The organism is Flavobacterium hibisci (genome assembly GCF_020026925.1).
Taxonomy (GTDB): domain Bacteria; phylum Bacteroidota; class Bacteroidia; order Flavobacteriales; family Flavobacteriaceae; genus Flavobacterium; species Flavobacterium hibisci.
In genome coordinates, this window is record NZ_JAIQDW010000001.1 from 455,170 (window position 1) to 479,957 (window position 24,788).

Below are 24,788 nucleotides of genomic sequence, written 5' to 3' on the forward strand. Positions count from 1 at the left end.
ATAAATTTAAGGATATATGCGTTCAATCTGATTGGTTTTTAAGCTAATCTTAAAATGATTTGATGGTTTCCCATTCATAGTTTTCAGAAATATTTTTGCCCATAAAACCAGTTTTTCATCATTAGATTTTTCTAATTGTGCGCAGACTATTTTGTATTGTTTCAGTCGATTGGCCCCTATCTCAGGAATGGCTAACTCATCGGCATTTTTTAATCGGTAGAAATCAAAAATCATATCAAAGCCTGTCCAGGATTCAAAATCTTTTGTTTTTAAAGAATTTGCTTTCATTGCTGCCTCAACTTCAGCATTGTTTTTATTTATATACGCTAAATCCACTCCTGAAAGTTTTAAAAGTGATGTAGAAAATTCAACAGGAAAATCTTCAGGTAAAAATCTTAACCTAACTAATTCCTTTAAATGCCATTTTGTAAATTCCTCATAATCTTTTGTGTTAAGTATTTCTTTGTTCCAAATAGCAGTTTTTTTTATCTGCCCTAAATGTGCATATTCCTGTTTATATAAAGGAAACAAACTATTAAATTTTGAAACTTTGTTGATTACCACAGTTTCTATTTCAAGAACAGCATCCGGATGTATTGTAAGTATTTTATAGCCTGGCATATAAGCAGCCAAAGAAGGAGTCTGGATATTGAATAATGTATTCCCTTTTGCAGTAGTCCGGATTCCTGTGTCATTGATGTGCATATGTCCGCCAAAATGAACCTGAATTCCTGCATCGGCAAATATCTGGGCTACTTCTTCATTTGGAACCCTTGATAACTGCATTTTATTGGAGCCAAATAGCGATTTTAATTCGGGAGATGCATCATCGTTAAAATCAATCATCGGATAATGGCTGAAGGCAATCAGGGTTTTTCCTTTTTGTTTTGCTTCAGCAGCAACCTTTTTTATCCATTCAATCAAATGATTTTTATAAATGAGTACATTGTTGTACCCGATATTGGCACCGGAAAAATCATGCGGATCATCTGGCAGACCGGAAAGCTTCTCATTCGGAACATAAGCATTGGCATCAATTGCCAGAAGCCATACTCCTTTTACAGGTTCAACGAGATAACTCGCATCAGTAAGAAATAAATTAGTGTTTTTTACAGGATACTTTCTTTTTTGTAAATCTGATTCAGCCAAAGCTTTTTCATAACTATAATCTTCATAGTTATAATCTGAAAAAGGAGTTTCCCAATACAAATAGTTTTTTTGTGGAAAAAACCCGAAAGCCTGCATTTCACTTATGGTTTCCTTATATCCCCAGTTTTTAATATCAGCCGTAATGATTGGTTCCAGCTCATATTTAGGCAGGTTGTTTTTTGAACTGCTGATAATTTGTTCTTTACCGTCTTTTCCTAAAAAATCAGTTTTAATGGCATCCTGAGCAAAAGGTTTTACAACATCATGATTTCCGGTAGTTATAAAAAAAGATATGCCGTATTTTTTGGAATATTCGTCTAAAATTTTTCGCAGTCCTCTTACATGTACGGGCTGACCATCATCACTGAAATCTCCAGGAAGGGCAACCTGTTTAATACCTCTTTTTGCAATGTCATTTAAGGCTTGCAGAAAAGCGAAATAATTCTCGTTGAATATTCGGGTTGAATGCAATTGAGAATTCATCGTCCTGATATTGGCATATTCTCCCGTTTCAGGATTTTGGATTCCCTGATAATTATTGTCTTCAAATTTTGCAAAAATATCCTGTAAATGTGCATCGGCTATGAAAGCAATCTGTACATCTTTTGTTTTTGTCTGTTGTGATTTACAAGCTGACAATGATAGAAAAAACAGTATAAAAATGAATATTTTAGACATATTATTTAACTTCTGTAGTTTGTTGTAATAGCTGATTTTCCAGCGTTGCTGAAGTTACATTTTTCAAAACAATCTGTTTGTGTTGTGCCTCCGGAAAATTTATTTCCTGCATATTGATATTCTGAACATCATCAAACACAAATGCAGGCCTGAAATCAGCATCATCTAGTGTCAGTTTGATATTTTTCAGACTTATTCCGTTGGCATGCCTTACATACAATCCATAAGCCGGCAGTTCTCCAAACATAGAAAATTCAGGATAATCCTTAGCTGCTTCCGGAACCTGATGCAATCGGTTTAGCGGAATATACGCCATTCCTTTAGAGGATCTTCCGGGATAATTGATTTCGATATTTTCTAAAACTACATTTTCGATATTATATCCTTTCAGTCCCACAATAGAGGACGGAAAAGGATTATGAAAGAAATCAACTTCCGGACCTCTCAGGTCATAATTAATGTCCGGACGATCAAAAGGGACCTGTACTTTTATGTTTTTTATGCTAACATTTTTGACACTTCCTGGTTTATCTCCGGTTCGATTTCCTAAACGTATAAAAACAGCATTACCTGTATTGACAGCGTTTATATTTGATACGTCAATATTTTCTATAAAAGCACCATCAACAGATTCTATCGCAATGGCAGACCGAAATGTATCATAAACTTTAATGTCTTTAATAATTACATTTTTGAATCCGCCAAAAGATGCACTTCCGAATTTTACAGCACTGGCGCTGGATCTAATGGTGTTATTGGCAATGTAAACCGAATCATTATAAAATCCGGGATAATATGATTTTAGACAAATTCCGTCATCTGCAGCGTCTATATCGCAATTGGTTACCCTGACGTTTTTACAATCTGTAATATCGATTCCGTCATTGTTCCAGTACGAACGGTTTACAATTTTAAGGTTATCCAAAACAAGGTTATGGCATAATTCGAACGATAATCCCCAACAGGAAGCTTCGCCCGCTTTAAGTCCTTCGATTCGAATAGATTCACATTGTGAAAAACGAAATAATTTTGGACGCATGGTTTCACTTGGCCTGTTCCTGCGAAGGCTGTATTTTGGATCTACTGCAATACCAGCATGATGAAGACTGTCGATATTTAATGCCAGTTGTAGTCCCTGACCATCAATAGTTCCTTTTCCTTTAAGTGCAATGTTTTTGGCTTTATGGGCGATAATCAAAGCCATTTGGGAGTTGTCGTCTTTTTTAGGAGAATCTGGTCTTCCTTCAAAAGTCATATTGGGATAATCTTTTGGATTTGTGCTTCCAAGCAGGACGGATCCTTCTTCAAAATACAGGGTCACATTGCTTTTTAAGATAATACTTCCTGATAAAAAATTCCCTTTTGGAAAAATTACACGTCCACCTTTATTTTTAAAAGCGGCATCAACTGCTTTTTGGATTGCAATGGTATTAATCGTTTTTCCGTCCGATTTTGCACCGTAACTGGTTATTAAAAAATCTTTTTGAGTTTTTTGCGCATTTGATTCAAAACCAAATGAAAAAAGATTGATTAGCAGGGCAATAAAAAACAGTTTTAGTTTAATTTTTGACATTATTATTCTTTTTGTATTTAAATACTTTCAAACAAAAAATTAAACTAAAACTGCCTGCAACAAATTATACAGAAATCTTACTGGTTAATGTAAGCTTCTAATTTATCTAAAGTGTTAAGTTCTGTCTCTCTTGCGCAAGAGGATATAATTTTTGTTTCTAAGTATTTTGCTGGTTTAGAAATTAACAAATATTGTGTTCCATCGTCATTCGTTTTTACATAATCTTTAGGATTGTATAAGATAGCAGCGCCAACTTCAACAATTTCGGCTGCTACATCTTCAGGATGTTTTCCCCAAACGGCAATGTAATTCTTTCCTTTTTTAGTTTGAAAATCTTTAAAGTAATTTATTCCGGTAACAAATTGTACTTTTTCTCCATTTAAGCTAGAAGCTTCCACTTTGGCCTCTCTTTTTCCTGAAAATACAGTTACACGAACTAAAATATCTACTTTTTTTCCTTTGTAAGGCACTCCTCTTGAAATCATTTCCATCCATGAAGTCGTGTCCGTTTTTCCAACGCGGGCCAAACGGTTTGTAACAGGATTCAGGGGTACTACTTTTTCACCATCCCACAATTTTACACCACCCAAACCACTTGTTGCTGCCACTTTATAATAATCAGCTCCCCAGCCTTCTTTTTGCTGTTCAGGAGTTGGATACCAATTTGCCTTTTTTAACTCTAATCCTTTTTTTGCTTTATTATACACATCGATAGCTACTTTATCACTAAAATAGATTCGCAATGCCATCCACTCGTTTTCAATTGCCGGTCCGTGATGCCCTATTGTTTTGTACAAATCACCTGATTCTGAGCCAATATCTGTCAAATACGTTATTTTATCAGACTTCATATACAAACTCGTGTCTGTATTATTTTGTGCAAAACCAATGCAGCAAAAAAACAAAGCAGGTAAAAATGATAATTTCATAATTTCTATTATTTATAGGATTAATTTAATTTCCGTAAAAATAAAACAACCTTTCAATAATACAGCAACATTTTTTATAATATTAAGAAATTATCGTTTAAAAATTCAAACACAGATTTCACATATTACCACAAAAATCAATGTGTTTTTAATTGCACTAATTCTTTTAAATATGATATTTATTCTTCAAATTGATTTTTTTAAAATGGATTAAAACTTGCTGAAAACTAGTGTAATCGTGTTCATATTATTAAATTCATTTACATGCTTATCAAGAAATGACCATTTTATGATGAAACGGCGTAAATCCTGTAATGTAAACATGTTCTCCTTTTGTACGCAGGCTTCCCTGATGATACGTATATGCTTCACTATCCAGGTTTTCTACATTTAAATGTTCACATTTTCCAGGACCAAACTGTATGGTATCTGCACCCATTGAGAGTTCACCATTTCCGGATTTCAGGAAATAATTTTGCTTTTCATCCAATACTGCACCTGTCACATTGCTTCCTTCTTTAAAACACAGTTCTATTGTTACTTCTACATTTGGAGGACCTCCGACTTTAAAATCCAGATTCAGGATTCCGTTATCTTCGGTAATTTCAATTGTAGTTGTTTGCTTTTTCACATTGCTTTTAACCCGGGAATCAAAGTCCATTTTATTCCAAAAACGCCCGTCCGGTGACTCTGATAACTTATAATCGCCGTCATTTTTACGAAATTCTTCCGCAAGCGGCTGATAGTAATCTGCTTCTTTGGTTTCTTTTAAGATGTATTTATTTCCTTCTTTTTCAATTCCTTCACTACTGAAATACCCCATACGGAAAAATGATGTAGAAAGGCGCATGTATTTTAATATTGCTTCTCCTTTTCTATACATCAAAAAATTAGGGTTCGAAGATCTTCCCGAAACAATCATTACCGGCTTGTCATTTCCTCCAAATAAAGTTAGAGAAACTTTGCCGCGCCTAATTCTTGCCAAATTTGAAAGCGCAAAAAATTTCTCAAAATCATTTGCAATTGCCCCTTCAGCAGGAATTTGTTTTCTCAGTTCTTCATTTTCCATAAAAAAAGCAAGTGAACCCGACAAAATATCAGCAGCAAAATTTGAAAGGCCTTCAATCATTTCAACCATCTGAATAAACATCGGATTTTTTGTCCGGATTGCCATATAACGATACTGGAGGTAAAAATTCGTCACTTTTAAATCCATAAACTGATCCTGCCTTTTCGAATCCACCGTCACCAGATCTCCGTTAGGTTCAGTATAATAAAAATAAGTCGTCAGGTTTTTATTTACAATATCAAGCAATTGAGGCCTGTTTAGCAACCTCGCCATTGTTATGAGTGCTTTATCAATAACAGCAGAATAAATTCCGCTTCGTTCGGCATAATGCCCGTCTTCATTCATATAAATTCTTTCGGCCAGCCATTGGTCAATTCTTCGGATATATCTGGTATCAGGAAACAGCGAGTTAATATTGGCCAAAGCTGCACAAATGACCCATCTGTGGTTTGGCGTGTGAATACCGCCTGTAATCATGGCTTCTCCTGCATTGAGAATAAACTTTTTGAGTTTGTCTTTTAATTCGTCTAAACCTTTTTGTTTACTGTTTTTTAAAATAGCGGCTGCCGGACAAATATATTCCAGAATAAAAGCAGTGTCAGGCGGTGATTGTCTGTTCCCTCCGGCATCTAAAGTGCCATCACTGTATTGAGCTTTCAACAAAATTTCTGTTGCTTCATTGATTTTTTCAACCAGAATTTCAGACTTATAAAACCCTGATTCTGAATTACACATTGAAGCAGCCATAACGGTTATTGAACTTGCTACAGTACGAAAACTATTAAGTCTGATGGCTGGATCATACGGCTTATTCAATATAGAGGTAACTTTTGCATCATTATTCAAAATGAGCTTTTTCATCAATTCTGTATCCTCTTTCGTTTTTTTGTTTTCAGAAAGAAAATCATTTGCAAAAATAACATCGCTAACTAAAGCGCCAGCAACTGAAAGACCTCCCAATCTTATAAATTCCCCACGGCTCATTTGGTTTTTCATGCTGTTGATTTTTACTGGTACTTTTCTTTAATTTAAGCCAATTACACAGTGGCTTTATCTAAATTATAAATACTGCTCGCAGCGCCCAACAATGCTGCATTTTCATTGTCAGTAGAAATCTGAATGCTGATTTTACAACCTGCTTCTTCAATTTTTCTGTTAAAGGCAGACAGAAACAGATCGCTTGCATCTGCAATTTTTCCTCCAATGATAAAATGTTCAACTGAAAACTTTTTAAACCACGGAGTCACTATTTCAGCCAGATCTTCTCCCATTTGCTCAAAAGCCTGCAGGGCATTTTTATCACCAGCAATGGCGCGATTGTAAAGTTCTAATCCGTTTTCAAGCTGAATTTTACTTAACATAAAATATTTTGACAAAAGTCCTCTCAATGACACATAATCTTCTGCTATTCCGTTTTGAAAAGGCAAATTCCATATTTCACCATCGGCAGGTACTTCATTTCCATAAGTTATTGATTTTCCTTTATCTATAAAACAAGAGCCTAAACCTGTTCCCAAAGTAACTGCCATAACTTTTTTTGAAAGATTGCCCATGTATTGATACACTTCCCCCTTACCAAAACAAGCTGCATCGTTTTCAAAAAAAATATTAAAATCATAAGCAAGATTAAGACGCTCCCTAATTAAATCGCCAATATTTAATCCGTAAAAATTTTCATATTTTGCCTGGCCTTTAATCATTGAAATCCCTTTTTCATAATCAAATGGTCCGGGTATGCAAACTGTAATTCCGCTGATATTTTTTATTGCTGAATTTTCTAAAGAAGTTTTAATCGATTTTTCCCAAAAATCCATAACCTGATTTACAGGCAAATTAGAATTAAAACTTTCTTTATGTACAGAAGAATCCAAAACTTTCATATTTGTTACATCAATAACGGCAGAGGTAATATGTGTTCCTCCGACATCCATACCGATAGCATATTTTTTTTCCATTTTATTTGTGGTAAGTGTTTTATTTAAGTTATTTTTCGAATTGCAAAAGCAGATTTATCTGAACCAACAGCGTAATTATTTATCGGTTACTTTCACTAATGTCCAGTTGATGCCCAACGGATTTTTAGTTAGCTTGCAGATTAACGGAAATTCCGGATTTTTTACGATCCACATTTCCGTTTCATCAATCTGTGCGATTACATGCAAAGCATCTACTGATTTTCCTTCGATTTCAACAGTGTTTTTATCTGTATTCTGATCTAAAACATAAGTGGTATTATTGTAAATGAATTTGCTGTTTTTTACTAAATCCTGATAAGCGGACTGTGAAATCATAAAAAAAGTTTCATTTGGCTTTAAATTCAAAACTGGTTCATATTCGCCCTGATTATAACTTAAAGCGTTCCCATTTTTAAGTCCTTCTGAAGTAGTCACAATATTGCTGTTTACATCTCTCGTGTCCAAATTAAATGTAAGAGCATCAGCTGTTATTTTAGAAGTGAGTGTCAAAGTCCGGGTCTGGCCATGCAGTTTGCAGATGTAATGCAACACAGCATTATTTTTGATTGTAGGAACAAAACTTTGTGCTGACATCAGTTGAAATAGCCCGCAAAAAAAGGCGGTTAAGATTGTATTTTTCATGATAGCTTATTTTTTTGGTGGCAAAATAGTAGTTCCCCATGCAGAAGGCTTCGAATCCATTTCGAAAATCAATTCGCCTCCATTAGCAATATCTTCGTGTGAAATCCAGGCTTTGTTATAAGGTTTTCCGTTTAAAGAAGCGGTTTTGATATATTTATTCTTTTCACTCATTTTTTTTGTAGTTATCTTAAAGGTTTTACCTTCTTCCAGCTGCAAAGTGATTTCCTTAATTAACGGTGTATTCAATAAATAATAAGGCTGGCCTGCGTTTGGATACAATCCCATAATGTGAAAAGCCAGCCAGGAAGACATGGCACCAGAATCGTCATTACCCGGCAAACCTTCATGAGAGGTATTGAAATTTTCTTTTATAATCGTTCTGATTCGGTCACTGCTCAAATGTGGTTTGCCAATCCAGTGATACATGGTAGGCGCTAAAAAGGAAGGTTCATTTGATACATCATACAATTTTGTATCAAAAAAAGTATCCAGTCTGTTTTTGAAAGCCAGATCGCCGCCTGACCTGCGAATCACTTCAGGAAGGTCATGCGGAATACTTAAAGAATATTCCCAGGAAGTCCCTTCGTAAAAAAACACACACCAATGGCAAACATACCAAGGGGATTCTGTAATTACGGGTGTATATTTATAGGTTGGCTTCTGAATTTTTGATTCTCCAAAAACAACTTCGTCCAGCCAGTTTCCGGAAGCATCTTTAGGCATTATGAAACCTTTTGAGCCGTTATTTTCATAATCAGAACGCCATAAATTTTGCCAGTTATCTGCCTGTTTGATGTATTGATTATAGATTTCGTTATAATTTAAACCTTTGGCAACAGTAGCAATATTATAGTCGTTGTAAGCATAATCTATAGTACGGTTACCGGCACGATCTGTACCAAACGGTACATAACCCAGGCGTAAATAATCTAATAAACCGCCCCTTCCTTCACGTTCTTCATTCCCACCGGGCGGTATTGTAGCATCTTTAAGCATTGCTTTCAATGCTAGCTCATAATCTATTCCTTTTAAGTTTTTTACAAAAGCATCTGCAAGTACTGTTTCAGCATTTGAACCTCCCTGAGTACGTCCATTATCATTTCCGCTTCTTCCTTCTGGCAAGTAGCCGTCATGTTTGTAAATATTAAGCATCGCATTGATAATTTCTACCTGGCGCTTTGGATCAATAAGCGTAATTAATGGACTGGAAGTTCTGAATGTATCCCAAATACAATAAAAGTCATCATAATAGGGTTCGTTATTCGTCCATAAAGGATTTTCTCCTGTACGGTCAACAGGCATAATCATCGTGTGATACAAACCTGTATAAAACATCTTTTTATAATCTTCAGAAGTATCAGGAGAGAGCTGTATGCGATTTAATAACTGTTCCCATTTGTTTTCTAATGATGTTAAAACAGTATTGAAATTCCAATGCGGGATTTCGGCTTCTATGTTGTTTTTTGCTTTTAATTCGCTTAAAAAAGAGATTCCGATTTTTACATTAAGTTCCTGTTTTCCGGCTGCTCCAAAGGAAACTAAAGCTCCCGTTTTTTTACCCGAATCAAACTGAGACGTTTGGTTGCTATAAAATTTACCGTCTTTCCAGGTAACATATTTTGCAATGGGCTGGTCAAAAGCCGCCCAAAAATAAACCGTATAAGCACGTCCGTTATTCCATCCGCCTCTGATCCTGCTGTATCCTCTCACTTCAGTATCTGAAACAATCTCAATTTGAGAGCCAACAAATTGTTGGGCTTCCCTGGCATTCGGTTCAGGAGATTCCCCAAGAAAAAAACCAGGGTCGATTTTTAAATCTTTTGTTGCGTTTTTTGGGTATGTTATTTTGTAAAATGAAACTTTTTCAGCAGTTGTGATTTCAGTTTTAATCTGATTTTCTTTAAAAACCGTTTCATAATACCCTAGTCTTACATTTTCCTCTGTTCTGTGAGAACTTTGATCTAGTTTATCCAAAGCTCCTGAAAAAGGCATGATCTGAATATTCCCGTATTTAGGGCCACCACCAGTTCCGCTCACATGTACCTGGCTAAAACCAGTTACTTCTTTTGGCATGGGTAGCCATCCGCTATTCGGGCTTACAGTACAATCCGGACTTGGCTTTACCATTCCGTACGGGCATGAAGGACCGATAAAAACACGTCCTACTCCTTCTGAACCAATCATCGGATCGACATAATTGTGTACTTTGGTCTGGGCATGATTTACTGATGTGAAGAATAATGATATTCCTAAAAAAATGATCGCTTTAGTCCCTGTCTTCATTGTTATTTTTCTTTCGGTTATAATTAGTCGCTGCGTTTAAAAGCTTTAAAATCAAGATAAAATTGTATCGCCTATTCCTGCTTTGCTTTATTAGACATTTCTAAAATCAATTTTCCTCCGTTTGTAATAGCATTGTGTGAAATTGTATAATTTTCTACAGCTGCACTGTTGTATTTTATTTTGTTGATATAGAGGTTTTCCATACTGTTTTGAGGAGCTTCAATTATAAAATTTTTGCCTTTATAATAGTTAGGATTTAGCTGAATGGATACTTTAGAAAAAGTTGGACTTCCTATCTGATATTGAGCCTCCTCATCTGTTCCTCCATTCAGCTGAAATAAGCCAATTTTAAGCAAAACATTCAAACTTCCCATTAAACCCTGATCTTCATCTCCGTTGTAACCTGTAACCGGAGATAATCCGCTGAAGGTTTCTTTCACAACGTTTCTGGTCCAGTATTGTGTCAAATCTGGCCTTCCTAATGCATTAAAAATAAAGGATGTCTGAATGGAAGGCTGGTTACCAAAATTAATTGGAATACGGCTGAACTCCGGATGCAATTCGGCATCATGTGAAGTTCCTGAAGTAAATTTTAACTCTTTTGCCGTTTCAAATTGCTTATTCAGTTTTTCAACCGCTTTTTGCTTTCCTCCCATCAATTCTGCTAACCCTTCAATATCATGCGGTACAAACCAGGTTGACTGTGCTCCGTTTGACTCTATAAAACCGTTTTCATATTCATACGGATCATAATTTTCGCGCCACTTTCCTTCTACATTTTTAGGACGCATCCATCCGGAAGTTTTATCAAAAACATTCTGGTAGTTTTTAGACCTAGTCATGAAATAATCATAATCTTCCTTATGGTTTAATTTCTTAGCCAATTGTGCCAGTGTCCAGTCCTGATAAGCATATTCCAATGTCTGACTGGCTCCGTCCTGATGACTTCCAAAATTGCCTTCAGGTAGCGGATACGGAACAAAACCTTTTTCGATATAATATTTCAATCCCCCACCAACATCCGTGTTATGTTCGTATCCTGCTTTTCCCATGATGCCGTTTAACATGTGGTTTTTCTTCAGGGCAATGTATATGGCTTCTAAATCGTCTTTTACAATTCCTTTTTGAATGGCGGTCACTATAAAAGGTGTCGTAGAAGCGCCTGTCATTACATAGGTATCATTTCCTCCCGAAGGACCACGCGGAATCATACCTCCATCTTTATAATATTGCATTAAAGAATGTACAAATTCATCCATAATTTCAGGATAAACGAGTCCCCAAAGCGTATTGATTGTCCATTGGGCTCCCCAAAATGCATCAGAATTGTAATGATTGAACTTTGGTTTTCCGTTTGCATCAAGAGGCAATTGCCCAATTCTGAATTTTTCTCCGGTATTATCTGGATAGGCACCGTTTGCATCACTGATAATTTTTCGTCCCTGCAAGGCATGCCAGAGATCAGTATAAAATCGTCTTTGATCAATTTCACTACCTCCTTCCACTTTTATTCTGCCCAATAAACTATTCCATTCATTTTTTGAATCAGAGACTGCTTTATCAAAATCCCAATGCGGTAGTTCCAACTGCATATTGTTAGTAGCATTTTCTACAGAAGTATAAGAAATAGCTGCTTTCATCAGGATTTCTTCTTTGGCTTTGCTAAAATTTACTAAATAATTACCTGTAGCTGCATTTCGTTCAATTGAAGAAACAGGCTCATTAAATTTAATTTTGAAATATACTGTTAAAGGTTTCGGACGTCTGAAATTGGTACTTAAAACCAACGATCCTGAAAGTTCATAATCATTATTTTTTTCAAGCGTTCCGTTTGTATTTTCACAAGGTCCTAAAATGGTGTTCAGATTGAAAAGAATTCCTCTTTGGCTATTTTTTGGGAATGTATATTTATGAAAGCCAACTCTTTTGGTACTGGTCAGTTCTGCTTTTATTTGGTACCTGTCGAGTGTAACGGAGTGATAACCTGGAAATATTTTTTCAGACTCATGACTAAATTTAGAATAAAAATCTGAAAAGATATTTGCACTATTTCCATTACTAATCGTTACAGGGATTACTGAAAGTGCAGACATTTGCCATTCATGAACGTGGCTAAAACCTTTTATTGTATCGGTTGTATATTTGTAACCGCCTCCCCAATCCCCTTTTATTTCGGTATCCGGGTTTAAATTTACCATGCCAAACGGACGGCTTGCAGATGAAAAGAAAAACCATCTTGAATTTTCTGTATCAAGCAACGGATAAACCATGTTTACTAATTCTCCTTTTTTTGCAGAAGAGATTTTTTCAGCTTTGCATGAAATTAAAAAAATAAGTAGTAAACTTATTCCGAAGCGTCTTAATGTATAAATTTTATTGATTATCATTTATTATAAGATATTGGCTGGTCATTATATGCTTATTTTACTTTGGTCTTCAGGCATTATATATTAGTAAAACATTCTATAATTTTTTAACAAGTAAAAAAAACACGATTCTTTCTATAAATAAAAAAAGTGTTTAAGGGATGTTTTTAAACAGTTGAATTAAAATTTTAATAAAAAGGAGAAGAATTAAGTCTCTTCTCCTTTTATGAATTAAAATTTAGTTTTTGGTATTATGCATTAATTAGGATATCCATCATTTTGAGTTAAAGCCGGATTTAAAACTCTTGCATTTGTTGGAATTGGGAAAACACGACGATACGTATCTGCGTTTGTTTTATATCCCCATTGTCCTTCATATTTTCCAAAACGGATCATATCATTTCTATGCCATGCTTCCCAAGCAAATTCACGAGATCTTTCTTTGTAAAGATCTTCAAGGGTTACACTGCTCCATGCAGCAGAAGTAGTACGGTTTGAACGCACCATATTAACAAGTGCTAAAGGATTTTGTCCTAAAGTTTCAGCACCTCCACGTAAAATTGCTTCAGCTTTCATTAATAATACATCTGAGTAGCGTAAAAACGGTACGTCATTATTTTGATTACGGCTGGTAGAAGTATTGTCAGGATAAAATTTGATATTTCTATATCCCATATTCCACGCAATTTCATCATTTCCTAAATCAAACAATGTAACGTTTTGGCGAGGTACAATGTTTGGTGTCAGATCAACCTGATACTTGTATTCAGCACCGCCATCTGCTCCAGTGTAAAACTGGTCATATCCTTTTTTTGTTGTAGTAACCATTACAGGAGTTACACCGTCATTTAAATATTGTAACCCTGTTAGCCATTGTTTGTTACGAATATCATTAACATCATTAAAATGAGCATAAAATTCAGGAAGTGTACTTCTGGCTGCACTTGGTGTAAACGGAAGACCAAATTTAGTTCTTTCAGACCTTGGCACATCATAACGGGCGTGATACATCTGACCATTAAAACCAACTGTAGTTGCTACAGGATCATAAGGAACCGCGAAAATAAACTCCTTCATTTGTGGCCCATTACTTGGGTAAAACATTTGAAGATAAGTCGCTCTAGGCTCAACATTATACAATCCTGATTTAATAACTTCATCACAAGCTGCAATACACTCATTATAACGTGATGTGCCTGTATATACCTGAGCGTTCAGATACAATTTAGCTAACATTGCATTTGCTGTTTGTTTATTAGGTCTTCCATAAGTTGTAACTCCTGATGCCGTATTTAAATAAGGTACTGCTTTTTTTAATTCTTTTTCAATAAAATTAAATACTTCAGTTCGGCTGGATTTCGGACGAGAACTAAAATCTCCATAAACGGTATCCAATGGTACATCTCCGTAACTGTCCATTAACATATAATAAGAAATGGCACGCATTGTTTTTACTTCAGAAATTAAAGTGTTTTTTTCTGCACCTGCCGGCATTGCCTGATTTAGGATTGAAATAGTCTGATTACTGATTCCTATCACTTTAGACGACCAGTCCCAAAGACTTCCTATGATACCATTATCAGCTGTCCAGTCATGAAAATGCATGGCAATGTAGTTTCTGTTATCAAACCAGTTTCCTCCTCTAGCCGGTAAAATTGCTTCATCTGTACTCAATGATTGTGACCACCACCAGGCAAATGAAAACTCACCACGGAATGCTGAATAGACAGGGCCTGTCGTTTGAATGTATTGAGTTGAATTCTGAGGAAATACATCCGGAGTCAATTGTGTGGTAATGGGCACATCCAGATCTTCACAAGACCAGAATAAACCAACCATAAGTACCGGAAGTCCCAAATATTTTAATATCTTTTTCATAATTTTTAGAGTTTAATTTTAGAATATCACGTTTAAGCCAAACATAAATGTTCTGGTTTTTGGATAGAAGTTATTTGAATCTACACCTGGAGCTGTTCCTCCTTGTTCTACTTCCGGATCAATTCCTGAATACTTGGTAATAACAAACAGATTATTAATAGTTTGATATACACGTACACTCTGAATGAATTTACTTACTTTTCCAAAATTATATCCTAAAGTCATATTGTCTAATCTGATATAACTTCCGTCTTCTATAAAACGTGATGAATATCTGTAAGCATTAAGATCATTTGGTGATTCATCAGCAGCATCTGCTAAGATATTAGTAGTCATCGCAGTACTTGGTCTGAACAAATCAGCTCTGGTAGCATTAAAAATTTTGTTTCCGAAAACACCTCTGAAGAAAACACTTAAATCAAATTTCTTGTACTGGAAATTATTACCCCATCCCATTAATACTTTTGGCTGAGCACTTCCTACGTAATGATAATCTACACCAATAGCAGGAGTTGTAGTTAAACTGCCATCTTTGGCAACATATTGAGATACACCTGCTGAATTTTTACCTGCATATAGAAGAGTAAAAAATTGTCCCAGAGGTTTTCCTTCTTTAAATATCTGCAAAGTACTTCCTGTTTGTCCTCCTCCGTCAGGCTGAACTCTGCGGATTGAATCTCCTCCAATAAAAAATGGATTTGTTAATTTAACAATTTTATTTTTATTGCTTGCAAGGTTCAAATTTGTTGACCAGGTAAAGTTTGCTGTTTTAACAGGAGTAGCTGCTAAACTCAACTCGATACCTTTATTAGACATCGTTCCACCGTTTGCTACAATTGTTCCTACTGGTACAAGAACCGGATTTACGGAATAATTAAAAATCATATCTGTTGTTTTCTTATCGTACAAATCAACAGAACCTGTAACTTTTCCATTAAACAATCCAAAATCAAGTCCAATGTTTGTGGTAGCTGTTTTTTCCCATTTCAAATCAGGGTTTGCAGCCTGATTTGGTCCGTAAGCACCAATTTGCTGTCCATTGTAATAAAAAGTTCCTAAACTTCCTGAAATAAACTGAGCGGTGTAAGCATTAAATCCGGAAGAGTTTCCTGTAACACCATAACTTGCACGAAATTTCAAGTCACTAAAAACTTTTTGTCCTTGCATGAAACTTTCTTTGTCCACTCTCCAGGCTCCTCCTACAGAAGGAAAATAACCCCATCTGTTATTAACTCCAAAAACAGAACCACCGTCTCTTCTTATAGTTCCCTGTAAAAGATATCTGTCACCGAAATTGTAGTTTAAACGTGCAAATTCTCCAATCAAACGTGTTTTTTGATATGCTTTGCTGTCTCCGAAATTCACAACATAACCATTTACTGATGTGTAGTTGCTTAAAGCAAGATTGTTATATCCTACATTATCTACAGGGAAATTCGTAGCTGTTGCCTGAAATCCGTCTCCCAGCGTATTTTCCTGCCATGAATATCCTAAAACAGCTTTTATTTTATGAGCTCCAAGGGTTTTGTCCCACGTTAAGAAACTTTCAATGATATTATTCGTATTCTCATAACTGTTTCTCAATGCTGAACCATTTTGGCCAAAATTAACAAGTGATTTATTTTGTGGTGGATCTGGGTTATTGTAGAAATTCGCACTATTATATTTTTGATAATAACTATCGTAAAACTCACCATGAGAAGTAGTCAGCTTTTGGTGCGCAATACTTAAATTATAGGTAAATCCAAAAGGAAGTTTTACCTCTGCAGTCAGGTTACCAACAAGGTTGTTTGTTTTTGTTTCGTCTGTTCCGTGTTCGATTAAGGCTACAGGATTAAAATAACCGGTACTGGTGAAATTTTCAAAAAAAGTACCGTCAGCATTTCTTACAGGTGAAACCGGAAGATAACTTGCTGCTTGTAAAAGTACCGTATTACGCTGTGGTACATTTACATATTTACTATTAGAATTAGTTACATTCAATCCAAATTTAACTTTATCATCAAAAGCAAATTGCTCTACCGCTAAACGTGCTATTACACGTGAGAAATCACTTTTTAAAAGAACACCCTCTTTATTAAGAGAAGTAATACTCGCTGTATAACTACCGTTCTTACCGCCTCCACTCATTGATAAATTGTGGCTGCTTGACTTTGCTTTTTCTGATCTTAAAATTTCTTTCTGCCAGTTAGTATTAGCCCCTTTGTCATTTTCAGGAGTAAAATTCAGGTTGTTTTTTGTGGTAAATGCTCTTAATTGATTTGCATCCATCATGTCCAGCTGATTTGAAACTTCTTCCCAGCCAACATATCCGTTATAAGCAATTTGAGTTCTGTCTTTGCTTCCTTTTTTTGTAGTAACCATGATAACCCCATTAGCGGCACGGTTACCATAAATTGCAGTTGCAGCAGCATCTTTTAATACATCAATAGTAGCGATATCATCAGGTGAAATCATTGAAATATCTACACCGGGAACACCATCGATAACATAAAAAGGTCCCTGAGAACTATTTAATGTAGAAACTCCACGCAAAACAACAGAAGCAGTTCTTGTTGGATCTCCACTTGATGAGATATTAAGACCTGATACTTTACCTTGTAACAATTGTCCAACATCAGTAAGAGCTCCTCTATTCAGTTCTTCTGATTTAATAGAAGTTACAGAAGTTGTCAGGTTTTTACGCGAACCTTTTCCGTAACCTACTACAACTACCTGCTCTAAAGCATTAGTAGCCGAAGCTAGTTTAATTGTTAAATTTGTTTTGGTTCCGTCTAATTTAACAGTCTGGTCTGTAAATCCAAGAAAGGATACAACTAGTACAGCATTAGGATTTGAAACTGAAATTTTGAATTTACCATCAAAATCTGTTACTACACTACGAGTAGTACCTTTTTCAAGAATGTTTGCTGCGGGCAATGGCAAATTCTTGTCATCTAAAATTACACCGGACACTTCGGTTTTTTGTGCCCATGAATTAATTGAAAGACCTAAAAAGAAGGCTAACAATAAAAGTTTAAGTTTTTCCATACTCAGTATTTAGTTAATTGGTTAAAAAAGTTTATTCAAAATTAGTATTAAAGAATTGTTAAGAAATGGACAGGTTATTCAGAAACATGGACTTTTTTGATAAACCCAGTAAAATCGAGGCCTGACAGGTTTTTGTTTTTTAAAATATATAACTAAACTCTTATTAATACATCCATCTTACGAAAGCTTCCATTGCTGCATAATGGGCTAATCCGAGTTCATGGTACAGATCTGCCGTTTCTTTATTTCGGTCTTCGGCTCTTTGCCAAAATTCCCTGCTGTCAGAACCCTGAAAAACGACTCCGTCTTTTTGTGACTGATGTTTGAAAATTCCTTTTCTCTTTTCCATAACCTGATCGGGTCCCATTGGTACAGCCATTTCAATTTCATCAATTCCCCATTCCTGCCATGCGCCTCTGTACAGCCACACCCAGCAGTCTTTCATAAAATCTTTGGTCTTTAAACGATTTACAGCTTCAAAAATGGCGTCAAGACAAACTTTATGTGTACCATGCGGATCTGCCAGATCTCCCGCAGCATATATTTGGTGCGGTTTTATTTTCTCAATCAAATCCATTGTAATTTGAATATCTGCTTCTTCTAAAGGTTTTTTCTCTATGGTGCCGGTTTCATAAAAAGGAAGTTCCATAAAATGAATCTGGTTATCTGGCAATCCTACAAAATAACAGGTAGATTGTGCTTCACCTTTTCGAATCAATCCTTTAATATTTCGCACTTCGGGAATATCAATTTCACTGTTCTTTTTATTTTGAAGAAATTCCAGTGACTTTTTATAAATAGTATCTGCTTCAGCACTTTTAATTCCGAATCTCTCATTATAGTCGCAAACAAAACTTGCAAATCGTAAGGCTTCATCATCTGCTACTGCAATATTTCCGGAAGTCTGGTATCCAACATGCACTTCGTGCCCCTGCTCTTGCAAACGTTTGAAGGTTCCTCCCATACTTATAATATCATCATCAGGATGCGGACTAAAAATAAGGACGCGTTTTTTTGCAGGTTCTGCCCTTTCCGGCCTTTTACTGTCATCTGCATTTGGTTTTCCGCCCGGCCATCCTGTAATGGTACTCTGAAGTTTATTAAAAATTTTAATATTGATATCATAAGCAGGACCTAAATCGGCAAGCAAATCGCTCATTCCGTTTTCAATATAATCGGCATCTGTCAGCATCAGGATTGGTTTTTTTAGGTGTAAAGCCAAACCTAAAACTGCTTTTCGAATAAGATTATCTGTCCAGATGACATTTTCAACCAGCCATGGCGTATTGATACGTGTTAATTTTGAAGCAGCAGCTTTATCCAGTACAAATGTGGTGTTGCTATGCTCTTGTAAAAAAGAAGCCGGAACTAAATTAGTTACTGTTCCCTCTACCGAAGCTTTAATAATGTTTGATTTTCCTTCGCCCCAAGCCAGTAAAATCACTCTTTTAGCTTCCATAATTTTCTTTACACCCAGGGTAATAGCGGTTCTTGGCGTATTATTTAAACCCGAAAAATCGTTACTTGCCGCTACACGCGTAATGTGATCTAAAGCTACCAAGCGGGTCTTAGAATTTTGAAGCGAACCAGATTCATTAAATCCGATGTGACCATTTCCTCCAATTCCCAATACCTGCAAATCAATACCGCCCAGTGCTTCGATTTTGCTTTCATATTCTGCACAATAATCCCCAATAGCTTCTTTTGATAAAGTCCCATCTGGTATATGAATGTTTTCAGGTAAAATATCGACATGATTGAATAATAATTCTTTCATAAAACGAACGTAGCTGTTTATCGAATCGGGTTCCATTGGATAATATTCATCCAGGTTGAATGATACTACATTTTTAAAACTCAATCCTTCCTCTTTATGTAGTCTTACCAGTTCCGCATACAAACTTTTAGGACTCGATCCTGTTGCTAAACCCAATACACAGAACTGTTTTTGAGCCTGCTTTTCTCTAATCAAATTCGCTATTTCATTGGCTACTGATTTAGAGGCTATCACTGAATTTTCATAAACCACAGTACCAATATTCTCAAATCGCTTTTCAAAGCTTGTCGCTTTGTCTATACTGCTTTTTAACATTTCTTTTATTTTTTGGTTAGTATATAATTTTCTAATACATTTCTTTGCTTTCACACCATTTTTCTTCCCACTGTTTGATTGATGCCCTTACTTTGGCTTCTTCAAATGGTGCGTTGCTGACAGCAGATTCTCTTTGAGCCTGTAAAAACATTTTCCATCTTGGCCAGTAAAAATCTTTATACATGCCTTTCCATGCTCTTGATGCATAATCGTTTAGATGGCCTTCTCCTCCCCATAATGTTATTAATGCTTTGGCATTTTTTAAATATATCTTAGATGCATCAGGAGAATCTCCATAATCCCAAGCTGATTTTAGCCAGTAATTCAGATTATTCAACGGCTGACCTGACATCATCCTGTCAATATCAAAAGCTGTTTTTTCTATTTCTTTAAATAAATCGTCTCCTTTTTTGATGTCTTTAGATTGATAAGCTGCAACACATTCCATTAGTAAATCATCAATTCGTAATGAATAATAATGTCTCGAAACATCAATTAAATCATAATTATAAAGGTTATTTTTATTGAAATTTTTAGCTTCTTTTTTTAAGAGATCAATAGCTTGTTTTAGTTTTTCCTTGTCTCCCGGGTTACCTTTAAATTCTGTTACTTTTAATGTAGGCCTCTTAAAAAACAAATAAGCTCCAGCCCAGTCATTCCACCACCGTGTTTCCCAATATTTTGTGCTGTACACCGATTCTGTCAGCAATTGCCATGCTTCAATAACAGTAGCTGAAGTTTTTCCGTATCTGGCATTCAAATGTTTCTTTAACCATTCCTCTACAGGTTCTTTTCCCTGTGTCCACGGAAGATCATAAATGTATTCGTAAACTATTGAATTGTTATTCAATCCTTCAGGCATTACACCATAACCTACGATATTCCCTCTGTTAGGGTTTTGTAGTAAACTGGTAAGTTCCTTTTTGTAAAAATTTAAATCTCCGTAAACCGGGTTTGATCCTCCATAATTATGTACATAGCCGTAAGACCATTGCTTACCATAAAAAGCTTCCTGATTCTCCCATACTTTGTATCTGTCATTGGCATAATCCTGAACTATCATTCTGTCATTGGGTACTTTACTTAAAAAAGCTTTGGTAGCTTCTTTAGTCCAAAATTCTTTATTATCGCCAAAAAGCCATCCCTGCATTACCCAGGTCGCTTTTGGAGAAGCTTCATTGATAGTTTCAAAAATGGTTTTGCCGTAATCTGCCAGTTCCTCATACTTGTGTTCTTCAGAAACCGGCGGTGTTATTTCGTTAAAAGAATCTGCCAGATAAAATTCAGACTGTCCGTATGTTTTAGTGTAAATTTCTATAAAACGTTTTCCAATTTCTTTAAACAAAGGATCATTAGGATCCAAAAGGTAAGTGCTTTCAAACCCTCCTCCTGACCATGATTTTAATTCCTTTATTTTTGAATTAGGATGCGAGTCTGCAAAGGCCTTAGGCACATACCCGCTAAAAGCAGGCACAACCGGATGCATGCCTAAAGTTCTCATCTTTTGTAAAATCTGTTTCTGAACTTCTTTCTTTTTATTAATAAATTCCTGAGGTAAAGGTCCATCAAGGCTATTTATATTCCCCATTCGCTGCCATGGCAAAAATGCCGGCCCTGCAAAATGAGCCTGCAATTGGCCGTCTGTCAATCCGTATCCTTTCCATAATTCCTGCCATACAGCCTCCTGTCCTTCTAATGCTGTAGGCAGATTAATTCCGTGGAGTGCCATCCAGTCAATTTCCTGTTCCCAGCGTTTCCAGTCCCACCAGGGTGTTGTGTATCCAAAAGTACAGGCATTTAGATATTTTCTGTATTTAAAAGGCGTAGCAAGTTTTTTTGAATATGCTGGCCACTTTTTAGGTAAGCTGATTCTATTGCCTTCCCAGCTAACCGAAGCAGCTCCAATATCCCTAAGAAATGTATAAGCGGCATAGCAAACAGATGTATTGGATGTTCCGGTAATTTTTACCCTGTTTCCTGTTACTTCAACTTCAGACCAATCCGCATTTTGGCTTTTATTTTCGATAAGATGCAGATCAAATTCTTTGACCCTATTACCTATCAGTCTTTCCATCACCGCTAAAGCACTTTTGGTATTATCTGCACTTTGACAATACACTTTAGTCCCCAACAGAAATAACATTACAAAAACCAGTATACTATCCTTTATTAAGGAATTATAGTTTTTGAATTCTAAACAATCACTTTTCATACAGATATCTATTTATAGATTAACACAATTTATTTTATTAAAAGCATACACATAAAAAATAGGGAGATTAAAATCAATTAATCTCCCCTCAAATCAACTTAAAAACTAACACAAAATTTAAGTTCAATATTTTAAAAATATTGACATGAAAACACTAATCTTCAACCACAATGATTAATTAATGATAAAATTACTCTGAAAGAATATCTAAGAAATGGACGCATTATTCAAAACTATGGACATATTATCCATTGCTTCAAATTGAAAATAATTGTTAATCTATTGATTAAAAATCACCCTTAGTTATGAAGAAGCTGTTAGGGTAAATTGATAATTTTGTTTGGGAATATTATCAGGATTATTAGCCTATTTAATTATATTAAAGGAAGTTATTCTTAATGTTAAAATGCTGAAGCTTTTTCAGCTATTTAAGTCTATATACTATACTAAAAATAAAAAAACCATATCAAACCTCACATGAAATTGAGATTTAATATGGTTTCATTAAAAAAATTAAAAGAAAGTTTATCTAAAATCTTGTGTAAACTTTTTATACATAAGAATTATGAAATTGCCTTTACCTTTTTATCAAACAACTTGATTTAGTAAAATACAATTAAAACTTTTAAAGATTCATTTTTTTTGCATCTTCAACAAATTGCTTTAAACCAATATCTGTAAGTGGATGTTTTAATAAACCTTTAATTGCAGACAAAGGTCCGGTCATCACATCTGATCCGATTTTGGCACAATTTACAATATGCATGGTATGCCTTACAGAGGCAGAAAGTATCTGTGTTTCATAATTATAATTGTCGTAAATCTGTCTGATTTCGGCAATTAGATTCATTCCATCTGTAGAAACATCATCCAATCTTCCTAAAAAAGGAGAAACATAAGTAGCCCCTGCTTTTGCAGCTAATAACGCCTGACCTGCCGAGAATACCAAAGTTACATTCGTTCTGATTCCTTTTGAAGAAAAATATTTGCAGGCTTTTACGCCATCGCCAATCATAGGTAGTTTTACAACAATCTGTTTATGTAAAGCTGCCAGTTCTTCTCCTTCCCTAACCATTCCTTCATAATCTGTAGAAATAACTTCTGCAGAAACATCTCCATCAACAATATTGCAAATATCAAGATAATGCTTCAAAATATTATCTTTTCCTGTAATGCCTTCTTTGGCCATCAATGAAGGATTTGTTGTAACTCCGTCTAAAACTCCCATAGTCTGGGCTTCTTTAATATCTTCTAAATTTGCGGTGTCTATAAAAAATTTCATTAGTTGTGGTTTATTTTTTTTTGATTATTAATAGTATTTAATCCTCATTCAATAAATGAACTGGAAATAAATAAATTTTATGTATTACGAAAGATGGTGAAGAAAATCACCGTAAAAACTTGTTTCAGCCATTTTTTTGTAAAATCCAATGATATGACCGTTGATTATTTAACATCAACGGCCAAAAATTACTAAGTAATCCACTGAATTTTCTCCGGCAAATACACTAACCAAAAATATTTGCCAGAGATAAAAAACTACAAAACAATCATGATTTCGGTTTTTGATAACCGAAAAGTTTCTTTAATCAAATCAATTAAATGTATTGATTGATGATGTTTTCAAACAATTCCTGTTTACCGCTTTGAAGCGTTAGTTCTCCATTTTGGTTTGCGATATCGTATAAATCTTTAAGGTTTAATTTTCCATCAGCAAAATCTTTACCTTTTCCTGAATCGAATGAGCTGTATCTTTCTTTTCTTAATTTCTCGTAAGGAGAAGAAGTGATGATTTTATCAGCTGTCAGTAATGCTCTTGCAAAAGTATCTGCTCCGCCAATGTGTGCTAAGAAAACATCTTCTAAATCTGTAGAGTTTCTTCTGATTTTAGCATCAAAATTAACTCCACCACCTTGTAATCCGCCAGCTTTTAAGAATACCAACATCGCTTCAGTAGTTTCCTGAATGTTATTTGGAAATTGGTCGGTATCCCAACCATTTTGGTAATCACCTCTGTTTGCATCAATACTTCCTAACATTCCTGCTTTTGCCGCAACTTCAATTTCATGTTGGAAAGTGTGCTGAGCCAATGTAGCGTGATTTACTTCAATGTTGATTTTAAAATCTTTGTCTAAGCCGTACTCTTTTAAGAATCCAATTGCTGTTGCAGAGTCAAAATCGTATTGGTGTTTAGATGGTTCCATTGGTTTTGGCTCAATAAAGAAAGTTCCTTTAAAACCTTGTGCTCTTGCGTAATCTCTTGACATTGTTAAGAATTGTGCCATGTGGTCTAATTCCCTTCCCATATCTGTATTCAATAAAGACATATAACCTTCTCTACCTCCCCAGAATACATAATTTTCACCATCAAGAGCGATTGTAGCATCCAAAGCTAATTTTACTTGTCCACCAGCTCTTGCCACAACATTAAAATCTGGGTTTGTAGCCGCTCCGTTCATGAATCTTGGATTAGAGAAACAGTTTGAAGTTCCCCAAAGCAATTTAATCCCTGATGCTGCTTTTTTCTCTTTTAAGTATTCTGTAATGAATGCTAAGCGTTTTTCTGATTCTGCGAAAGTTGCTCCTTCAGCAATCAAATCGTAATCGTGGAAACAGAAATAATCGAATCCCATTTTGCTGATAAATTCAAAAGCTGCATCTGCTTTATCCTTTGCAGCCTGATAAGGGTCTGAAGATTGGTCCCATGCAAAATTTTGTGTCCCTGGTCCGAATGGATCGCTACCTTGTCCACAGAATGTATGCCAGTAAGCGATTGCAAATCTAAAGTGCTCACGCATTGTTTTTCCGGCTACAACCTGATCCGGGTTGTAATATTTAAATGCTAAAGGATTATCTGATTCTTTTCCTTCAAATTTAATTTCACCAATACCTTTGTAGTATTCTTTATTTCCTAAAGTTATCATTTTATTTT

Annotated in this window: 14 protein-coding genes; all 14 read right to left on the reverse strand. The window is 35.4% G+C overall.

Features of this window, described 5'->3' with window-relative positions; all coding sequences use genetic code 11:
* Nucleotides 1-6: 6 nt before the first annotated feature.
* The gene (locus K8B81_RS01690; RefSeq protein ID WP_223678407.1) at nucleotides 7-1,827 is read right to left on the reverse strand and encodes a metallophosphoesterase family protein; all 1,821 of its coding nucleotides are present in this window, start codon (nucleotides 1,825-1,827) and stop codon (nucleotides 7-9) included.
* Between the two features lies 1 nt (nucleotide 1,828).
* On the reverse strand, nucleotides 1,829-3,400 hold the full coding sequence (locus tag K8B81_RS01695; RefSeq protein WP_223678408.1) for a glycoside hydrolase family 28 protein: 1,572 nt from the start codon (nucleotides 3,398-3,400) through the stop codon (nucleotides 1,829-1,831).
* A 77-nt stretch (nucleotides 3,401-3,477) separates the two neighbouring features.
* A complete protein-coding gene (locus K8B81_RS01700) occupies nucleotides 3,478-4,329 on the reverse strand; it encodes a DUF4861 family protein (RefSeq protein ID WP_223678409.1) in 852 nt (283 codons plus the stop codon).
* Nucleotides 4,330-4,600: 271 nt separating this feature from the next.
* The gene (locus K8B81_RS01705; RefSeq protein WP_223678410.1) at nucleotides 4,601-6,394 is read right to left on the reverse strand and encodes a hypothetical protein; all 1,794 of its coding nucleotides are present in this window, start codon (nucleotides 6,392-6,394) and stop codon (nucleotides 4,601-4,603) included.
* Between the two features lie 41 nt (nucleotides 6,395-6,435).
* Nucleotides 6,436-7,353 (reverse strand): ROK family protein, encoded by a 918-nt coding sequence (locus K8B81_RS01710; RefSeq protein WP_223678411.1) that lies wholly within the window; start codon nucleotides 7,351-7,353, stop codon nucleotides 6,436-6,438.
* Nucleotides 7,354-7,428: 75 nt separating this feature from the next.
* Nucleotides 7,429-7,995, reverse strand: coding sequence for a hypothetical protein (locus K8B81_RS01715; protein WP_223678412.1), 567 nt, complete (start codon nucleotides 7,993-7,995; stop codon nucleotides 7,429-7,431).
* A 6-nt stretch (nucleotides 7,996-8,001) separates the two neighbouring features.
* The gene (locus K8B81_RS01720; protein WP_223678413.1) at nucleotides 8,002-10,278 is read right to left on the reverse strand and encodes a GH92 family glycosyl hydrolase; all 2,277 of its coding nucleotides are present in this window, start codon (nucleotides 10,276-10,278) and stop codon (nucleotides 8,002-8,004) included.
* Nucleotides 10,279-10,349: 71 nt separating this feature from the next.
* Nucleotides 10,350-12,665, reverse strand: coding sequence for a GH92 family glycosyl hydrolase (locus tag K8B81_RS01725; RefSeq protein ID WP_223678414.1), 2,316 nt, complete (start codon nucleotides 12,663-12,665; stop codon nucleotides 10,350-10,352).
* Between the two features lie 237 nt (nucleotides 12,666-12,902).
* Nucleotides 12,903-14,522: a RagB/SusD family nutrient uptake outer membrane protein gene (locus K8B81_RS01730; RefSeq protein ID WP_223678415.1), complete on the reverse strand. Its 1,620-nt coding sequence runs from the start codon at nucleotides 14,520-14,522 to the stop codon at nucleotides 12,903-12,905.
* An 18-nt stretch (nucleotides 14,523-14,540) separates the two neighbouring features.
* A complete protein-coding gene (locus K8B81_RS01735) occupies nucleotides 14,541-17,552 on the reverse strand; it encodes a SusC/RagA family TonB-linked outer membrane protein (RefSeq protein ID WP_223678416.1) in 3,012 nt (1,003 codons plus the stop codon).
* 163 nt (nucleotides 17,553-17,715) lie between these two features.
* Nucleotides 17,716-19,653 (reverse strand): glucosamine-6-phosphate deaminase, encoded by a 1,938-nt coding sequence (gene nagB / locus K8B81_RS01740; RefSeq protein WP_394370711.1) that lies wholly within the window; start codon nucleotides 19,651-19,653, stop codon nucleotides 17,716-17,718.
* Between the two features lie 22 nt (nucleotides 19,654-19,675).
* Nucleotides 19,676-21,856, reverse strand: coding sequence for an alpha-N-acetylglucosaminidase (locus tag K8B81_RS01745; RefSeq protein WP_223678418.1), 2,181 nt, complete (start codon nucleotides 21,854-21,856; stop codon nucleotides 19,676-19,678).
* Between the two features lie 625 nt (nucleotides 21,857-22,481).
* Nucleotides 22,482-23,138: a fructose-6-phosphate aldolase gene (gene fsa / locus K8B81_RS01750; RefSeq protein WP_223678419.1), complete on the reverse strand. Its 657-nt coding sequence runs from the start codon at nucleotides 23,136-23,138 to the stop codon at nucleotides 22,482-22,484.
* 316 nt (nucleotides 23,139-23,454) lie between these two features.
* Entirely contained in the window at nucleotides 23,455-24,780 is a 1,326-nt protein-coding gene (gene xylA, locus K8B81_RS01755; protein WP_223678421.1) for a xylose isomerase, read from the reverse strand.
* Between the last annotated feature and the right edge of the window lie 8 nt (nucleotides 24,781-24,788).